This is a genomic window from Limnospira indica PCC 8005, from assembly GCF_000973065.1.
Classification (GTDB): domain Bacteria; phylum Cyanobacteriota; class Cyanobacteriia; order Cyanobacteriales; family Microcoleaceae; genus Limnospira; species Limnospira fusiformis.
In genome coordinates, this window is the sequence record NZ_FO818640.1 from 5,683,817 (window position 1) to 5,699,598 (window position 15,782).

Here is a 15,782-nt window from a genome sequence, read left to right on the forward strand (position 1 = left end):
AGGTCAATTATCATCTGCTTCAGAAATTTGCAATCAATATGCTAATCTCAGCTTATCAATAAGGCTATAAACGGCTGATAGCTAGGTTTTGACGGGTTTTTCATGATTGAAGATTTGATGTCCCATCCCTCGGTTACAGTGACGGTTAAACTATTCGCGGCTTTTCAGGAAGCCTATGGAGTCCCTGAGTTGGTCTTGCAACTGGCACCCGAAACTCCTGTATCTCATATCCTTGATGTAGCGATTAGCGAATATCCCCAATTGCAACAATGGCGGGATTTAACCCGGTTTGGGGTTAACCTGGAGTTTGTCAATCCAGACACCTACCTAAAAGACGGAGATGAGGTGGTTTTAATTCCTCCCGTCAGTGGTGGCTGCTAAGAGTCTCTCGATAAATGACGATAAAATCTCGGAGGCGGTGGCTATTCCTACGCCGTAGCAGGACCGCCGCCGCCAAGGAATTACTGGTAAATGTCCCTTGGGGGCGTTTAGGTTAAAGATTAGTTCATCATAATATTTCCAACTACCCTCTCGCCATCCAATGCGATCGCAAAATTTACTATAATCTGATTCTACAGTTTCCCAGATTTGCTGTTGAATTGTTAACCCAAACAATCCACTACTATAATAATCCCATAAATAATCAATTGTCCGTAAATCGGTGAGGGGAAAATTATCAATATCTTCGACATTTAACCATCCCATTTGTTCCCTTCCGGTCAGATATAAGATAATCTGCCAAGTATACTCATCAGCAGTTTTCCACTCTCCGGATGCCAATAATTCCATTAATCCTGTATAGTCCATACCCACCTCAGACATGGGGGGATTTTCGGCTTGATTATCTTCTAACCAGATCCGCATTTTTGACAGGGTTTCTGTCACCTGTTCAGGATTAATGGTTTCGATATGATAGAGAACCCAATCTAGTTGATTTCTCAGATTCTCTCGCTCAATTTTCGCTGCTGTCAGTTCCGACTCAATGGCATTTATTCTGGGTAACAAATCCGCTACCGTCACCCGCTTTTTCTTGCGTTTTTCCTGCAAACTATCTAGGTTTTTCCATGTTTCTCTCGCCCAACCTAGTTGTTCGGGATGAATTTCGGTTAACTCTAAATTCCAGTTACAAACCTCACAATTTCTCGGAATTTTTTGCAAATATTTATATCCACAAACCGGACATATAAACATATTATAATTTCCGGGATTTAATTATCCATTATCCATGGTCAATTATCAGATTCCCCCCCCTATCTCTCTGGGGAGACATAGGGGGGAAAAGAGATTAGCTTTTCGCGTAAACGGAACCCGGATTACGCCAGGAAACCTTGGGTAGAATTTCATTTTTATCTACCCGATGTTTGTATTTAATGGCGAAATTCAGCAAAGAATCCAAGAGTGAATCCGAGAGATAATGAGGCTGCAAACCGAGGTCTAACAGATTAGTGTTTTTAGCGTTGAAATAATGGTCTTCCAATTCAACCCGAGGATTTTCGATATTCTGAATCTCCACATCTAACCCCAGGGTCACACCTGCCTTTTTAACCATCATCGCCAGGTCGCCAACGCTAAACATTTCGGTAAATTGGTTAAACACGCGGAAATGACCAGGTTCAGCGGGATTAGCGATCGCCAACTCAACACATCGCACGGTATCGCGGATATCCAGGAAAGCCCTAGTTTGTCCTCCCTTACCATAAACCGTCAGGGGGTGATTAATGGCAGCCTGAATACAGAAACGATTTAAAGCAGTCCCAAAAATCCCATCATAATCCAGACGGTTGATCAACAACTCATCCATTCCCGTCTCTTCGGTGAGAACCCCATAAACCACACCCTGGTTTAAATCGGTAGCCCTCAGACCCCATATTTTACAAGCAAAGTGGATATTATGGCTGTCATGAACCTTAGAAAGGTGATAGAAACTTCCGGGCTGTTTCGGATACGGGACAGTATCCTTACGGCCATTATGCTCAATGGTAATATAGCCCTCTTCGATATCAATATTGGGTGTACCATATTCACCCATAGTCCCCAACTTGACCAAATGTGCATCAGGGAATTCTTCCCGCATAGCATACAGGATATTCAAATTCCCCATTACATTATTGCTTTGGGTGAGAACTGCGTGTTCACGATCTATCATTGAAAAGGGAGCCGATCGCTGTTCACCAAAATGAACAATAGAATCTGGCTGAAACTCCCGCAAGCTATTGATCAGAAAACTATAGTTATTGATATCGCCCATAAACAGGTCAATAGACTTACCCGTTAAATCACGCCAGCGCTGAATCCTTTGTTGAATAGGGGCTATGGGTGTCAAGGTCTCAATACCTAGCTGTTGATCCCAGTGTCGCCGCACCAAGTTATCCAGAATACCCACTTCATACCCACGGTTGGAAAGATACAGCGCCGTCGCCCAACCGCAGTAGCCGTCACCACCAGTAACCAGAACTCTCATAAACTTTCAGTGAAATTTTGTATTTGTTGATACTTAGGTTAATTTATCAGCAATTGGTCCCCCTATAAACCATTATTGCCCTAACTTCACCTCATCAGCAAAACTCGCCCAGCGCACAAACTCAAAAGGTCCAGCTACCGCGCCCCAGATATGCTCATCGGTTTCTGGGTCCATACCACGATCATGGCTAATAAAGCGATCGCCGTCTATCTCAAAACTACTATCCAAATAAGTCAGTTTTCCCTTCCGTTCTACCATACAGCTTTTCCCGGGTTCGACGACTCCCTTAAATCCCTTTCCGGTCCAGTGGGTGATAAAAGTACAGCCGCACCGTTTGTTCAGTTGTTCCGGCTTTAAGGCTTTCAGGCGCGAGACTTCCCTAGAAGCCCCAAAAAACTCCTCTTGACCATCAATCTCATAATTCTCGATTTCGATATGATCATCTACAGCGATTAATTTCAGCACCCGCACCCGGTAAGGCTGTTTCAGGTTAATATCATAGGCCTGTTCCAGATACAAACTCAACCCATTGAGAAGTTCCCACGGTAATGGACGCATACAGACCCGAATATGAGCGAAAAATGGCGGATTTTCAAAGGCTTGGGCTTGGTTGCTGAAGTCCGCAGCCAACCAACGCCCTAGGGTCAGAATATCTGTAGCGTGTGTCATAATAGCGCCAATAAATATGATTTCCTAACAATTTTTTCTCGATTCTGTAGGATACAACAATTGGGTACACAGTTCTAGGCGGCACCAAGCTGGATCACCATGGGGGCGCAGTAGCACCCCCAACGCCAATGATTGACTAAATTGCCCATCATCGATTATCCCTTAATTCCGGTCAGGCGAAAAATCAATAAACCGGGAGGGTTATCTTTAATGACGACTAAACTCTGTCCACCGTCAGGAAGCCGGGGTCCCAAAGTCATACCAGTAACTTGGGCATTAACTCCTAATTCTGGGAGGTTTAAAAGCAGTTGTTTTCGCAAGGGTTGAACTTTGGTTAATTTACCGCGTAAACTGGCAATGCGGGAGGTATCTGTTGCGTCTCCACTAAAAACTTGATAAATTCCGGCACCGATACCACTTGCCGATCGCTCTAAACTCAGAAATGAACCTCCCCGGTTTAGAGCCACCAGTCCGACTAACTCCCTTCCCTGGGCATCTTCATCAAAATTATACAGATTTTCCGACACTAAAAACGAAGCGCGATCGGCTATCACATAATGCAATATTCGCACTTTCCCCGCACCGCTATCTATATCCTGCTTTAGTGGTGCGTATGGTGCGACAAACAACCTAAATGGGTCCATCCCACCCGCACTAAAACCATCAGGCGCTATGGCTAGAGATTTTATGCCTAACTCGGGTTGTAAGCCTTGGGGGGGTTTGGTGTCATCCTCATTCAATACATAGCTGGGAGGTAGTGGGACGGTATTTTTTAGGTCGCCCGTTTCTAGGTCATATTCCCCAATGTGGGAGTTATCTGTGGCGATAAACAGCGACTTGCGCGGGGAAAAGGCTATGCTGCGCGCTTCCCTTGGGCGATCGCTTAATTTGATGCTCTCCTCTATCGTAATTTTGCCAGGAACTGGCGACTTGTTACCGCCAGCAAACTCCCACCCTAAAGTATATAATTCTGTCGGGTCGCTTTCGCCTTCGGACTCTCCTAGGCCATAGAAGCGAATACCACTGTCGGTGGGTTCACCATATCCGGTAATCTCATAGGTCAAATCTGACAGCCTTTGAGACTCTGGTAGTTCGTACTCACCCACAAACTCTAGGGATAAATCTAAGAACATCCGGTTCGCGGCTGATACCTGTGGCAGGCTACATGATGTCAGCAATATCGCCACAGATAGCGTGATTACAGCCATAACGGTTCGTATAGCCACGGGGATAGACAATCTACCATGTTCTACCCTGAATTTATCAGAATTTTCTAAATGTGTCAAGATTAAATCACTCCTAGCCACTAATTCCTAATATGAAGTTAACAGATTTTCCCGATTTTAACTATCCTTAGAATCTCTGATCATCTCTCAATTATTACCCCGCCATCGTTCCACAATTCCTATGGCTCTCTCTCACTCGGACCGAGTTAGACACGCACAGATTTAGGCTTGACAAATTCGGCGACTTGACCTATACTTGTATTGTGGGAAAATGTGGCGGCATATATATGCTAATTTCTACATAATAGCCAGCCTGGAGAGCGATCGCTTCTGGCGGAAATTTGCTCTGTCTCTCAGGGCTACAAGGTTAGACACAGCCACACAAACACTCAACGATTAAACATGAAATTAACTAGGGTTTTGGGCTTGACAAACTCGGCGACTTGACCTATACTTGTATCATGGGGAAATGTGGCGGCATATATATGGTGATTTTAACTATACCGACCATAACAAGCGATCGCGCCTTTTGTACTCTGACGATTATGCAGCCAAGCCCACATTTGGTCACCATAGGAAAAATGCCACCATTCATGTAAGTGTTGTAGGAACCCAGCCCGGGTCATGACCTGCTTTAAGATTTGTCGATTTCGATGATATTCTAGTTCGGTAGGATCGGAACTTTCGGCAAAATAATCTGGTTGAGACCGAGGAGAAATCTCATCAATATCAGAACCCATATTAAGCACGCTGACCGTCACGATATCAAATAAAGTAACATCGACAGCAGCCCCAGTGCTATGGGGGGGAGGGGTAGCAGGGTCATGGCTAGGACTAGCCCAAAATTTATAAACTTCCTCCCACAATTGTTGTCGCTGTTGTTCGGATAGCAATTCTAGGGTTAATCCTGTGGCTTTAAGTTGTTGTTGAAAAGCATGATCAACCATAAACTGTTGTACTTCAATGGGTCGATAAGCATCAAAAACCAAAATCCGCAAATGGGGATATTCAGCTTGTAAATATTGGTTAGCGGTAATTAAGCGATCGCCAACATTCTCTCGCAGGTAATAGGGGGAACTAACGGGAGAGAGTTGATAGGGCGCACCCAATTTATGATAGGGGTGAGGAGACTCAAAAATAAACAATTCTGCGGGAATGGGAATCAACAATTCCCCACAATCTTGAATCGGAATTTTTTGATAAGGTTTGTCAGTAGATGTCATAGATTAATGTACCAAAAAAAACTCAGCCCCCCCCATATACCCTATCATTTTATTAAGGGTAAGTGGCTAATATCTTCCTAGCCAGCATAGCTAGTGGGAAGGCGATCGCCACTCAAAAATCAGTGCCGATTTTCGTTTATGGGTGGACTGAGAATAAACTAGGGTCCGGAATTAACTATAGCAATGAAATATAAGAAACTTATAAGGCGGCGGGTGAGTTAGCCAAATTTATTTGGGGAGGTATGCGCGAAAAAAAAACTCAGCCCCCCATATACCCTATCTATGTAAACAGCATCAGCCCTCGGAGAGAGTTTCTGAGTTGTGATAGGGGTAAGTGGCTAATACCTTCCTAGCCAGCATAGCTAGTGGGAAGGCGATCGCCACCGAAAAATCAACAGTGATTTTCGTTTATGGGTGGACTGAGAATCAATCAGGGTCTGGAATTAACTATAGCAGTGAAATATAAGAAACTTATAAGGCGGCGGGTGAGTTAGCCAAATTTATTTGGGGAGGTATGCGCGAAAAAAAAACTCAGCCCCCCATATACCCTATCTATGTAAACAGCATCAGCCCTCGGAGAGAGTTTCTGAGTTGTGATAGGGGTAAGTGGCTAATACCTTCCTAGCCAGCATAGCTAGTGGGAAGGCGATCGCCACCGAAAAATCAACAGTGATTTTCGTTTATGGGTGGACTGAGAATCAATCAGGGTCTGGAATTAACTATAGCAGTGAAATATAAGAAACTTATAAGGTTCAAGAAAAAAATTTGTCAAGTCGCTATGACTTTAATATCAAAAGCGCTACTATCAAAACTATAAGTATATTTTCTTGCACTGATAGCAGATTATGGCTTCCACCGATATCAATTTTCCGGTTCGGCTTTTAGTGATTGCAGGCGAGTCTCCGAGTCGCGGGGAACTGGCTAACCTATTAACTATCAATAATTATCAAGTTCAGGTTATTGGTGATGGATATGAAGGTCTGGAGGTAGCGAAACATATTCCACCTGACCTCATTATTTTAGATGTCAAATTACCGGATATGGATGGATATACGATCGCCAAACAATTACAAGCGCACACGGTAACCGCCAACATTCCCATTATGCTACTAGCTGAGTCTACAACCATATTTCGGGAAGTTCGCCGGTTGAACTTGCGAGTAGCAGATGTTCTGATTTATCCCTTAGATTTGGAAGAAGCACAAGGTCGCATTGAAATGCAACTGCTATCCTCCCACAGAGGGGATGATTTCACCCATCAGTCAGGAATTACACAGCAATTACAATCGGTGAATCATCAATTAAAAACACTGATTGATAATTCTCCCCTGGGAACTATTATTTGGGATCGAAAATTGCGGGTTATCCAATGGTCTAAGCAAGCAGAAGAGATATTTGGTTGGTCTGAGTCGGAAGTGTTGGGTAAGTCGATGAATGAATGGAAATTAATCTTTGAGGAAGATAGCGATCGCGTTAATCGAGAAACTCAGACCATTTTTGCTAATCAAGAAAAAAGGAGGATTTGCATAAATCGTAATTACCGCAAAGATGGCTCAGTTATTTATTGTGAGTGGTACAATTCCAATTTTTACGATGAATCAGGAAAACTGAATATGTTGCTGTCTTGGGTTCAAGATATTAGCGATCGCCAAAAGACGGAAGCAGCTTTAATAAAAAGCGAGGCTAAATTTCGGACTATCATTGAAACGACCCTCGAAGGAGTTTGGATGATTGACAGTGACAATATGACCACTTGTGTCAATCAGCAAATGGCAGATATGCTGGGTTATACCCAAGAAGAAATAACTCAATCTTCCCTATTTAAGTTTGTGGATGAACAGGATTATCCAATAGTCGAAAATTATCTGCAACGTCGTCGTGAAGGTATTGCGGAACAACATGAGTTTAAATGGAAGCGGAAAAACGGAGATATTCTCTGGACTATACTATCAACTAATCCTATATTTGATGATGGTAAATATGCTGGATGTTGTGCGATTATCACAGATATTAACTATCGTAAAAAAACTGAAGTCGCCTTAATCAAAAGTGAAAAACGCTTTCAAGAAATTGCCTCTACTATCAGTCAGTTTTTCTTTGTAAAATGCGCCCATTCAGGACAATATATTTATTTAAGCCCAGCCTATGAAAAAATTTGGGGACGCACCTGTGAGAGTCTCTATCAAAATCCTGATTCTTGGTTAAATACCATCTACCCAGAAGACCGAGGAGCAGTAATTAATTATCAGGAAAAACAGCATCAAAATAATTTGGTTAAACGAGAATATCGGATTATTAGAAATGATGGTGTAATTAGGTGGGTTTATGAAGAAGTCAACATTATTTATAATGACGATGGTTCTCCCCTGCGTTATATAGGATTTGCGGAAGATATTAGCGATCGCAAAGAAGCAGAAATAGCCTTAGCAGAAAGCGAAGAACTCCTACGCATAGCGGTAAACCATGCTCCTGATGTTTTTGTAATTTATGACAGCGATCGCCGTTTAAAATTCGTTAACCGACGAGTATTAGAATTAACAAGCTGGTCAGAAGAAACATTTATTGGTCGCCGAGATGAAGAGCTATTTCTCCCAGAGGCAACTTCCCACTATTTACCCTTGCTAGAAAAAACGATCCAAACCCTAAGCATACAAATGGGCGAAGCTACTATTACACTTCCAAATCAACCCCCAAAAACCCTGATTTTTAAATATTTACCATTGTTAGACAAACAGGGTAAACTTAGCCAAATTTTAGGTTTAACCTTTGATATCACCCACTATAAACAAGCCGAACAAAAACTCCGAGATAGTGAGGAACTCTTCCGCACTGCTTTTGAAGATGCAGCGATCGGTATGGCATTGTTATCCCCCCAAGGAAACTGCTTAAAAGTTAATCGCTGTATATGTGAAATGTTAGGCTACCAGGAAGCAGAACTACTCCAACTTCAATGTAAAGATATCACCCACCCAGAAGATTATGAGCAGGAGGTAAAATCCATTAAAAAATTGCTCGATAATCAAGTTCAATATTACTATGTAGAAAAACGTTACCTTCATAAGCAAGGATATGTGATTTGGGTATTGTTAAGTATGTCCGTAGTCCGAAATATTGACGGGGTTCCTCTCTATTTTATTGCTCAAGCTCAGAATATCAGTGAACGGCGAGCTGTAGAACAGATGAAAAATGAGTTTATTTCTGTGGTTAGCCATGAACTGAGAACGCCACTCACCGCTATTCAAGGTTCTTTAGGACTGTTATCTTCTGGCTTGTATGATCACAAACCCCAGGAGTTTCATAAATTTATTCAAATTGCTTTATTAGAGACAGAAAGACTCGTGCGACTGGTGAATGATATTCTTGATATTGAACGGTTAAACTCGGGTCAGGTTGAATTTCAAATGGAGGCTTGTTCCGCTCAGGACTTGATGACACAAGTGGTTAAGAGTTTACAAGCGATCGCTCATCAAGACTCCATTACCCTCGAAATTTTACCCACCTCCCTTCAACTCTGGGCGGAACGAGATGCTATGCTACAAACTCTGACTAATTTGGTCGGTAATGCTATTAAGTTTTCCCCTCCCCATACCACCGTCACTCTCTCAGCTTATCCACAGGATGATATGGTGCTTTTTCAAGTCCGCGACCAGGGACGTGGCATTCCTCCCGAACAACTAGAAACTATCTTTAGTCGCTTTCAGCAAGTCGATACCTCCGACTCTCGCCAAAAGGGTGGGACTGGCTTAGGTTTATCTATCTGTCAAAGCATTATTCAGCAACACGGCGGCAAAATTTGGGTCGAAAGTCAATTGGCTAAAGGCAGCACTTTTTATTTCACTATTCCTATGGTTATACATACCAACCGTACTGACCATTAAACTTGTTTTTAAAAACTCAATTTCCCCATTTAACAGTCATGATGCACAAAATGTGATTTTTGTCAACCCCCCGATTTTTGGCCGTCCATTTTTTCGGCAAAATTGGTGTCTCGGGATTAGCCATTTTCCGCCCACTGACATTTAAACTGACGACATAATCAGGGTTTTAGCCTCATTTTTGCTATACGCACACAAACAGCGCTCATTTTTAATTTTTTCCACCCTACCATAACCCCCATTCTCTCGTCAAATTTGTGGGAAATATTCTCAATAAAAATGTCATAAATATTTACAATTTTTTAAATATTAAAATCATTTTGCCAGATATATAAGTATGGCTTAACTCAAATGCCATCAGGGACAGACCACAGAAGTAACAGGTAAAAATTGATAATTATCTATATAACTTTCTGTATTCGTAGACCGGAAAAATGCTTGTCTATTTGAATCTAATAAGCCAGAGTAGTTTTATATTGCTTACATCGTAAATTGTGGCCTAAATTGTGACCTATGTCAAAACCCCAAATTTTAGTAATTGATGATGAAGAACGTATCCGGGAAATTGTCCGGGTTTGTCTGACCGATCTGGGAGGTTGGGATGTAATTACAGCCAAGTCTGGTCAAGAGGGGTTACAGAAAGCCAAAACGGAACATCCTGATGCGATTTTGTTAGATGTATCCATGCCAGATCTCGATGGTTTCGAGTTGGTCAGGCAACTGCAACAAACACCAAGCTGTCGAGAAATTCCGGTAATTCTGCTGACAGCCAAAGTGCTAAAACAAGATCGCGATCGCTTTGAACAAATGGACATCGCCGGAGTGATTACCAAACCATTCAACCCCTTGACCTTAGCCCAACAAGTCAGGGACCTGTTAGCGACCAATTCTGATTAATCAGCCATTGAAACTAACGGCAACCTCTGGGAAATATTTAACAGCGTCAGACACAAAAAACCAGGCTAAAATGATGAAAATCTCAATATAGCTGGCAGTTACACATTGAGGAGTAAATATGGGCATCTGAACTCCAAAACCTATGTTCAATAACCTATTGAAGTTGCTACTAAATACCACTATTAAGATTGTAGCTATCACTTACCCTTGTGCTACCCTAGCCGAAAGCCTCTCCCCGGTCTTACCTGTAAATTTTCCAGAGGTTCCCAACACCATTCCATCACTACCAGAACGTCCCCAACCAGAACCCGAACTTCCCCCGCAGTTACCCACACCTGATCAGTTATTTCCTTCCCCTTTACCGACACCAGAAAATATCGAAGAAACTCCAGATGTATCTATTACTATTATTGTCGAACAATTCAGCTTTGAAGGAAACACAGCCTTTAGTAATCAACAACTAGCAGAAGTTACGCAATCTTTTCTAAACCGTCCGATTACGTTGGCGGAACTTTTGCAAGCACGTTCGGCGATTACCAATCTTTATATCAGCGAAGGTTACATCACTTCGGGCGCTTTTATCCCCCCCAGGAACTGCAACAGGGAACGGTAAATATCCAAATTTTATAAGGCGAAGTAACTGATATTAACGTCAGCGCTACAGGACGACTAAACCCCAATTATGTGCGTAGTAGTCTAGCTGTGGCTACGGCAAAAACCCTCAATCAAAATCGTCTACTGGCGGCGTTACAACTATTACAATTAAACCCCCTAATTGATACGATACAAGCGGAATTATCTACGGGAACTTGTCCTGGTCAGAGTATCTTAGACGTAGAATTTGCGACGGCTAAAACCTTCGATATTAATTTATTTGCTAATAACTATCGCCCCCCAGTGTTAGCACGTTTCAACGAGGCATTGAACTGACAGAGGCGAATCTTCTCGGACAAGGAGATGGTTTAGGGATATATTATAGTAATACGGATGGCAGTAATGTAGTAGATATATTCTATGATTTTCCGATTAATGCCCGCAACGGTACGGTCGGATTTTACTTTAATTATACGGATAGTAATATTGTAGAACGACCTTTTAATGAACTGGATATTGAGGCGAAAAGCACGACCTTTGAATTGCGATATCGCCAACCTATTATTCAGACACCTACAGAAGAGTTTGCTTTGGGTGTTAGTTTCGCTCGTCGCCAAAGCGAGACATCTATTTTAGGCATAGGTTTTCCCTTAGCTAGAGGTGCGGACTCGGATGGTCAAACCCGCCTATCAATTTTGCGCTTATCTCAGGAATATACCAGGCGAGGAACTCAACAGGTTTTGGCGGCGCGATCGCAATTTAGTATAGGCTTAAATCTGTTGAACTCAACGATTAATGATGACGGCCCTGATAGCCAATATCTAGCATGGCGAGGTCAAGCCCAGTGGCTGCGATTATTAGCCCCAAATACCCCCCCGTATTATTGCGATCGGATATCCAATTATCTACACAGGAATTAGTACCCCTAGAACAAGTAGGATTAGGGGGATTAGACAATCTTCGGGGATACCGTCAGGATGCCTTATTGCGCGATAATTTTATATTTGCTTCGGCGGAGTTACGCTATCCCATTCTCCGAGTAGATAACAATAAGGGAATTTTACAAGTTACCCCCTTTGTCGATTTCGGTACAGCCTGGAGTAGCAACGCTGACGAATTGCAATTATCTGCGGAAACTTTAATCTCTTTAGGCTTAGGCTTGCGTTGGCAGTATGGTGATAATTTCCGCGCCCGGTTTGATTGGGGAATTCCCCTGATAGAACTTAGTTCCAATAAACGAACTCTCCAAGAACATGGGTTATATTTTTCGGTGGAATGGAGTCCGTTTAGGTAAATATTTCCTAGTTCATAGCCTCATCAACGGGGGTTTTTAAAAACTTTTGGTAGCAGTTACCAATTACTAAAGCCACCCGGTGCTGAGGTTTACGAGAGAATCTTAAAAAAATCTTTGATATCTGTTAAATCCTAAAGCGATCGCCTATAATAGTACACAGGAGCTAAATAGATCGCGCATATCCACCCCATCGAGTTAACCTCCGGGCTATAACTCGATTCTATTCCCCAGTCATGAAAACCCTGCTTAAATGGCTAGTAGTTGGTTGTTTGGAACTCATCCTTTGCTTTTGGATTTTAGGAACTTCCGCCAACTTAGTTAGTTCCCCCAGTAACCTGAAAGTCTGGTTAGGAGTTTTTGGCTACTTCACTGGATTAGTAATAATTCCCGGCGTATCGGTTTCTCATGTTACCCGCAAAATTCATCGCGCCAAAGTCGAACAAAAACAGCTACAAGCCACATTTCCCGAAGATGAAACATCTTGGTTAAAACTGTTAGACTCCCAGAGGTAATTATGATGATGAAAACCGCGCAAATTCCCAATTTACTAGGGTTAACAGGATGCGCCATTTTAGTAAGTATGAGTATCTCTTCCTGTGGCGTAATTCCGGGAACCACTGTTAAACGCATTCCCCCTGGGTATGTAGGACTGAAAGTGCAAATGTACGGAAGCAATCGCGGTGTACAGAATGCCACTATTAGCACCGGAAAAGTATGGTATAATGCTTACAGCGAGGAAATTATAATTTTTCCCGATCACGTTCAATATTACATCCTCTCAGCGGCGAGAGATGAAGGTTCACCTATCGATGAAAGCATCTCTTTCGGAGTTGGGGGAACTAGCGTCAATGCAGATATTTCTCTATCCTACTTTTTCAATACCAACCAAATCAAGGATTTTTATGGTAAATATCTGAAAGACCCTGATGAGTTTAAAGCGACTTTAGTCCGCAGTGAACTCCGCAACTGCTTTAACCAAGAAGCAGCCGGATTAAGACCGGAAGATATTGTCGGAACTAAACAGCGAGAACTATTGACCTCGGTTCAAAACTGCTTAAACCAAAAATTTGTCGGCGTGGGGGTGGAATTTGATTCGATTGGGTTTGTCAGTAAGCCCCGTTTTGATAGCGCCATTGAAGCGCAAATGACCGCCCGTTTTCAAGCTGAACAACAGGTGATCGCCGCTCAAGCACAACTACAAGTCGCCCAAGCGGAAGCAGAACGTCAACTAGCGAAAGCCCAAGCGGACGCAGAAGCAGCCAGAATTGGTGCATCCACAGTCAACCCCATGACTATCAGACTCAGGGAATTAGAACTTCAGGAAAAGATGATTCAGAAATGGAACGGTGTACTTCCCCTATATCAAGGGGGTGTCGCCCCATTTCCCAGCTTTGACCCTAAACCGGCGACTTCTGCTAATAATTAATCATGAATGATTAAGAAGTCCTGGGTTGTAACTTCCTGAGAAGTGGTGGTTGATGCTGTCCCAAACCATCTGTCAGTACATAACTGGTGGCTAATAATAACAGCCATAGCCCCGGATAACGAGGTTCTAACCAGGGTTGAAGGCGACGCGCGAGGGGGGGAACCCAACTAAATAGCCAACTGATGAACGCCAACCAGGTGAAGGTAAAATAACTAATCATCCAGCGGATAACTTCCCCAGTATTGACAAAATCTAAAATCCAAATCAGCAACTGGGGGTTCATGCGCGCGGCTTTCAAAGCCAGACGGTTAAAGGTCCACCAGTCTGTCCTATCCTTAATAAATGTATTAGCCACTTCTTCGGGTTCTGTAGCCAAAAGCCCAAAAAAAGTATTCAAAATGGAGTTGATTCTTTGAGGAGGAAGATAACGCCCGGTGGGAACCATCATTCCCTTAGAAAACAACCAAGTAACGGCGATATTGCTTTGGTAGGCGCGAATTTTATTCAGGTAGTATTTGGTTAGTAAATCATGCTTGAGTGCGGTATTTAATAAATCGGTTAAACGGGATAAATTCCGCACCAAAGAACCAAAACCTGTAAACACTAAAGGAGACTGAAGACAAGCAGCATCTCCAATAGCAATTAAACGGTCATAGGCGACAGTGCGATCGCTTCCTCCCAGACTGAAATAACCGGGAATATAGCCAAAAGTCGCCTTTTTCCACACCAAATTATCCAGATTACAACGACGATATTCTGGTAAAATGGTAAAGAAATCCTCGTACATTTCCAACAGAGAACCGGGGTTAATCTGATTAACCTGATGATAGTGAAACAGATAAATAGTCAACTCATCACCTTCGCCGGGGAACAACTCCCAAATCAATTGGCGACCCTTGGAAATATCCCCATGACTGTGGAGAACATCCCCATAATTAGAATCCCAAACTCCAGGTTCAAACCCACCATTAATCACAGCCCCGACGGTAGGACAAACACTATCAAAAGTGCGATCGCCATTAAGTTGCCAAGCAATAGGGGAAGCGGTCCCCATAGCATCAACCAATAACCTTCCCGTAGCTATGCGTTCGGAATTAGTAGTCAAATCAGTAGCGGTAACCTTAACGCGATCGCCCCCAATATCCGCCCGAATAAACTCGGTTTGATCCCAAATTTCTCCCCCCGCCTGTCGCAGTTTTTCACCACACAAAGACAGCAATTTATCGGTATTTATGGCTACATTCAACACCCGAGGAGTATGCAAAACTTCCCCCTTAGCGATGGGGGGATTATTAGCATCAAAAAACTTGTGGAAACCGTCTTTATACTCCCTAGCGATAAAACTCTCTACTTCCGCCCCGGTGAACAATCCCAGGTCAATTAAACTCTGTAATTCACTGCGAGAAATATTCCATTCCCGGTTCATCCGACCAAAGGGGAGACGTTCCATCAATAGCACCCGATACCCTAAACGTGCCATTACCGCCGCATGAATGACCCCTAAAGCCCCACCAACATAAATTAGGTCATAACTAGGCAACTCGCCATCAGAGTCGGTTCTCGCCTCAGTAAAAATGACCTGTTTAGGAGTTTGTGGATTTCTCACCCCCTCCCGCCAGCGTTTTTCCCACCAGTACACCCGTTTTAAGTCATATTCCCCATTAGGGATTTTCTGAAAATATTTGACCGTTTGGGGATAATAGGCAGCCAAAGCCTCAAAAATCGACTCCTTCGACAAATCAATGGCTGGAGGTTCAGGATACTGATAGGGAAACTCCTGTCTTAACCCAGTTTCCAGGCTGTTGAGTGCCTGTTTTTCTTGAGAACTTCCCACAGTCCCCACCCGAAAAACCTTGAGATAGGTTGTGCGTTGGACTGACCAAGTAAACACCGACAATTCCCCAGACCCCTGTTGAGGAAATTTCAGGCGAAACCCGTCTGGGGTGATCATTTTCTCGCCCACCCCCGGATTAAACGTTTGCTGCAACCAGGTACAAACGCTGTGTGTATCGGGGTTAGGAATTTCCAGATATAGAATCTCTTTCATGTCCATGTCAATTTCTTTGGTACCTGAGTTGAGGCTTACCGCTTCACTTTTAACGAAATTTGATCGCACT

Annotated in this window: 18 protein-coding genes; 12 read left to right on the top strand and 6 right to left on the bottom strand. The window is 43.1% G+C overall.

Annotated elements, in window-relative coordinates; translation table 11 throughout:
• The first annotated feature begins 102 nt into the window (after nt 1-102).
• The gene (locus tag XZ46_RS25085; protein ID WP_006622988.1) at nt 103-381 is read left to right on the top strand and encodes a MoaD/ThiS family protein; all 279 of its coding nucleotides are present in this window, start codon (nt 103-105) and stop codon (nt 379-381) included.
• Here the strand turns inward: XZ46_RS25085 and XZ46_RS25090 are convergent.
• From XZ46_RS25090 to XZ46_RS25110, 5 genes are all read right to left on the bottom strand, one after another.
• Nucleotides 352-1,191 carry a GUN4 domain-containing protein gene (locus XZ46_RS25090; RefSeq protein WP_008054009.1) on the bottom strand — a complete coding sequence of 280 codons (840 nt, stop codon included), beginning with the start codon at nt 1,189-1,191 and terminating at the stop codon, nt 352-354. The two genes, XZ46_RS25085 and XZ46_RS25090, sit on opposite strands and share 30 nt — an antisense overlap.
• 94 nt (nt 1,192-1,285) lie before the next feature.
• Nucleotides 1,286-2,461 carry an NAD-dependent epimerase/dehydratase family protein gene (locus XZ46_RS25095; protein ID WP_008055845.1) on the bottom strand — a complete coding sequence of 392 codons (1,176 nt, stop codon included), beginning with the start codon at nt 2,459-2,461 and terminating at the stop codon, nt 1,286-1,288.
• Between the two features lie 72 nt (nt 2,462-2,533).
• Nucleotides 2,534-3,130, bottom strand: a complete 597-nt coding sequence (locus XZ46_RS25100) for a chromophore lyase CpcT/CpeT (protein ID WP_006622985.1) — start codon at nt 3,128-3,130, stop codon at nt 2,534-2,536.
• 155 nt (nt 3,131-3,285) lie between these two features.
• Nucleotides 3,286-4,416, bottom strand: a complete 1,131-nt coding sequence (locus tag XZ46_RS25105) for an esterase-like activity of phytase family protein (protein WP_008055843.1) — start codon at nt 4,414-4,416, stop codon at nt 3,286-3,288.
• A 434-nt stretch (nt 4,417-4,850) separates the two neighbouring features.
• Nucleotides 4,851-5,579, bottom strand: coding sequence for a M15 family metallopeptidase (locus XZ46_RS25110; protein WP_008055842.1), 729 nt, complete (start codon nt 5,577-5,579; stop codon nt 4,851-4,853).
• 62 nt (nt 5,580-5,641) lie between these two features.
• On the opposite strand from XZ46_RS25110, the gene XZ46_RS37670 reads away from it, so the two are divergent.
• From XZ46_RS37670 to XZ46_RS25140, 11 genes are all read left to right on the top strand, one after another.
• Nucleotides 5,642-5,773 (top strand): hypothetical protein, encoded by a 132-nt coding sequence (locus XZ46_RS37670; RefSeq protein WP_006622982.1) that lies wholly within the window; start codon nt 5,642-5,644, stop codon nt 5,771-5,773.
• A 140-nt stretch (nt 5,774-5,913) separates the two neighbouring features.
• Nucleotides 5,914-6,045 carry a hypothetical protein gene (locus XZ46_RS37675; RefSeq protein WP_006622980.1) on the top strand — a complete coding sequence of 44 codons (132 nt, stop codon included), beginning with the start codon at nt 5,914-5,916 and terminating at the stop codon, nt 6,043-6,045.
• A 140-nt stretch (nt 6,046-6,185) separates the two neighbouring features.
• Nucleotides 6,186-6,317: a hypothetical protein gene (locus XZ46_RS37680; protein WP_006622980.1), complete on the top strand. Its 132-nt coding sequence runs from the start codon at nt 6,186-6,188 to the stop codon at nt 6,315-6,317.
• Between the two features lie 107 nt (nt 6,318-6,424).
• A complete protein-coding gene (locus tag XZ46_RS25120; protein WP_048895296.1) occupies nt 6,425-9,457 on the top strand; it encodes a PAS domain S-box protein in 3,033 nt (1,010 codons plus the stop codon).
• 510 nt (nt 9,458-9,967) lie between these two features.
• A complete protein-coding gene (locus XZ46_RS25125; RefSeq protein WP_008055251.1) occupies nt 9,968-10,351 on the top strand; it encodes a response regulator in 384 nt (127 codons plus the stop codon).
• Nucleotides 10,352-10,493: 142 nt separating this feature from the next.
• Nucleotides 10,494-10,964, top strand: a complete 471-nt coding sequence (locus tag XZ46_RS27720; protein ID WP_006622976.1) for a POTRA domain-containing protein — start codon at nt 10,494-10,496, stop codon at nt 10,962-10,964.
• Between the two features lie 71 nt (nt 10,965-11,035).
• Nucleotides 11,036-11,281, top strand: coding sequence for a hypothetical protein (locus tag XZ46_RS33490; RefSeq protein ID WP_081587671.1), 246 nt, complete (start codon nt 11,036-11,038; stop codon nt 11,279-11,281).
• Between the two features lie 38 nt (nt 11,282-11,319).
• On the top strand, nt 11,320-11,865 hold the full coding sequence (locus tag XZ46_RS37400) for a ShlB/FhaC/HecB family hemolysin secretion/activation protein (protein WP_251077544.1): 546 nt from the start codon (nt 11,320-11,322) through the stop codon (nt 11,863-11,865).
• Nucleotides 11,790-12,239 (top strand): BamA/TamA family outer membrane protein, encoded by a 450-nt coding sequence (locus XZ46_RS37405; protein ID WP_157883463.1) that lies wholly within the window; start codon nt 11,790-11,792, stop codon nt 12,237-12,239. The genes XZ46_RS37400 and XZ46_RS37405 overlap by 76 nt, the downstream gene beginning before the upstream one ends.
• A gap of 233 nt (nt 12,240-12,472) precedes the next feature.
• Nucleotides 12,473-12,751 (top strand): hypothetical protein, encoded by a 279-nt coding sequence (locus tag XZ46_RS25135; protein WP_008055924.1) that lies wholly within the window; start codon nt 12,473-12,475, stop codon nt 12,749-12,751.
• On the top strand, nt 12,721-13,665 hold the full coding sequence (locus tag XZ46_RS25140; protein WP_228116424.1) for an SPFH domain-containing protein: 945 nt from the start codon (nt 12,721-12,723) through the stop codon (nt 13,663-13,665). The genes XZ46_RS25135 and XZ46_RS25140 overlap by 31 nt, the downstream gene beginning before the upstream one ends.
• Nucleotides 13,666-13,675: 10 nt before the next feature.
• Here XZ46_RS25140 and XZ46_RS25145 read toward each other — a convergent pair whose 3' ends face one another.
• Entirely contained in the window at nt 13,676-15,712 is a 2,037-nt protein-coding gene (locus XZ46_RS25145; RefSeq protein WP_048895298.1) for an NAD(P)/FAD-dependent oxidoreductase, read from the bottom strand.
• Nucleotides 15,713-15,782: the final 70 nt, after the last annotated feature.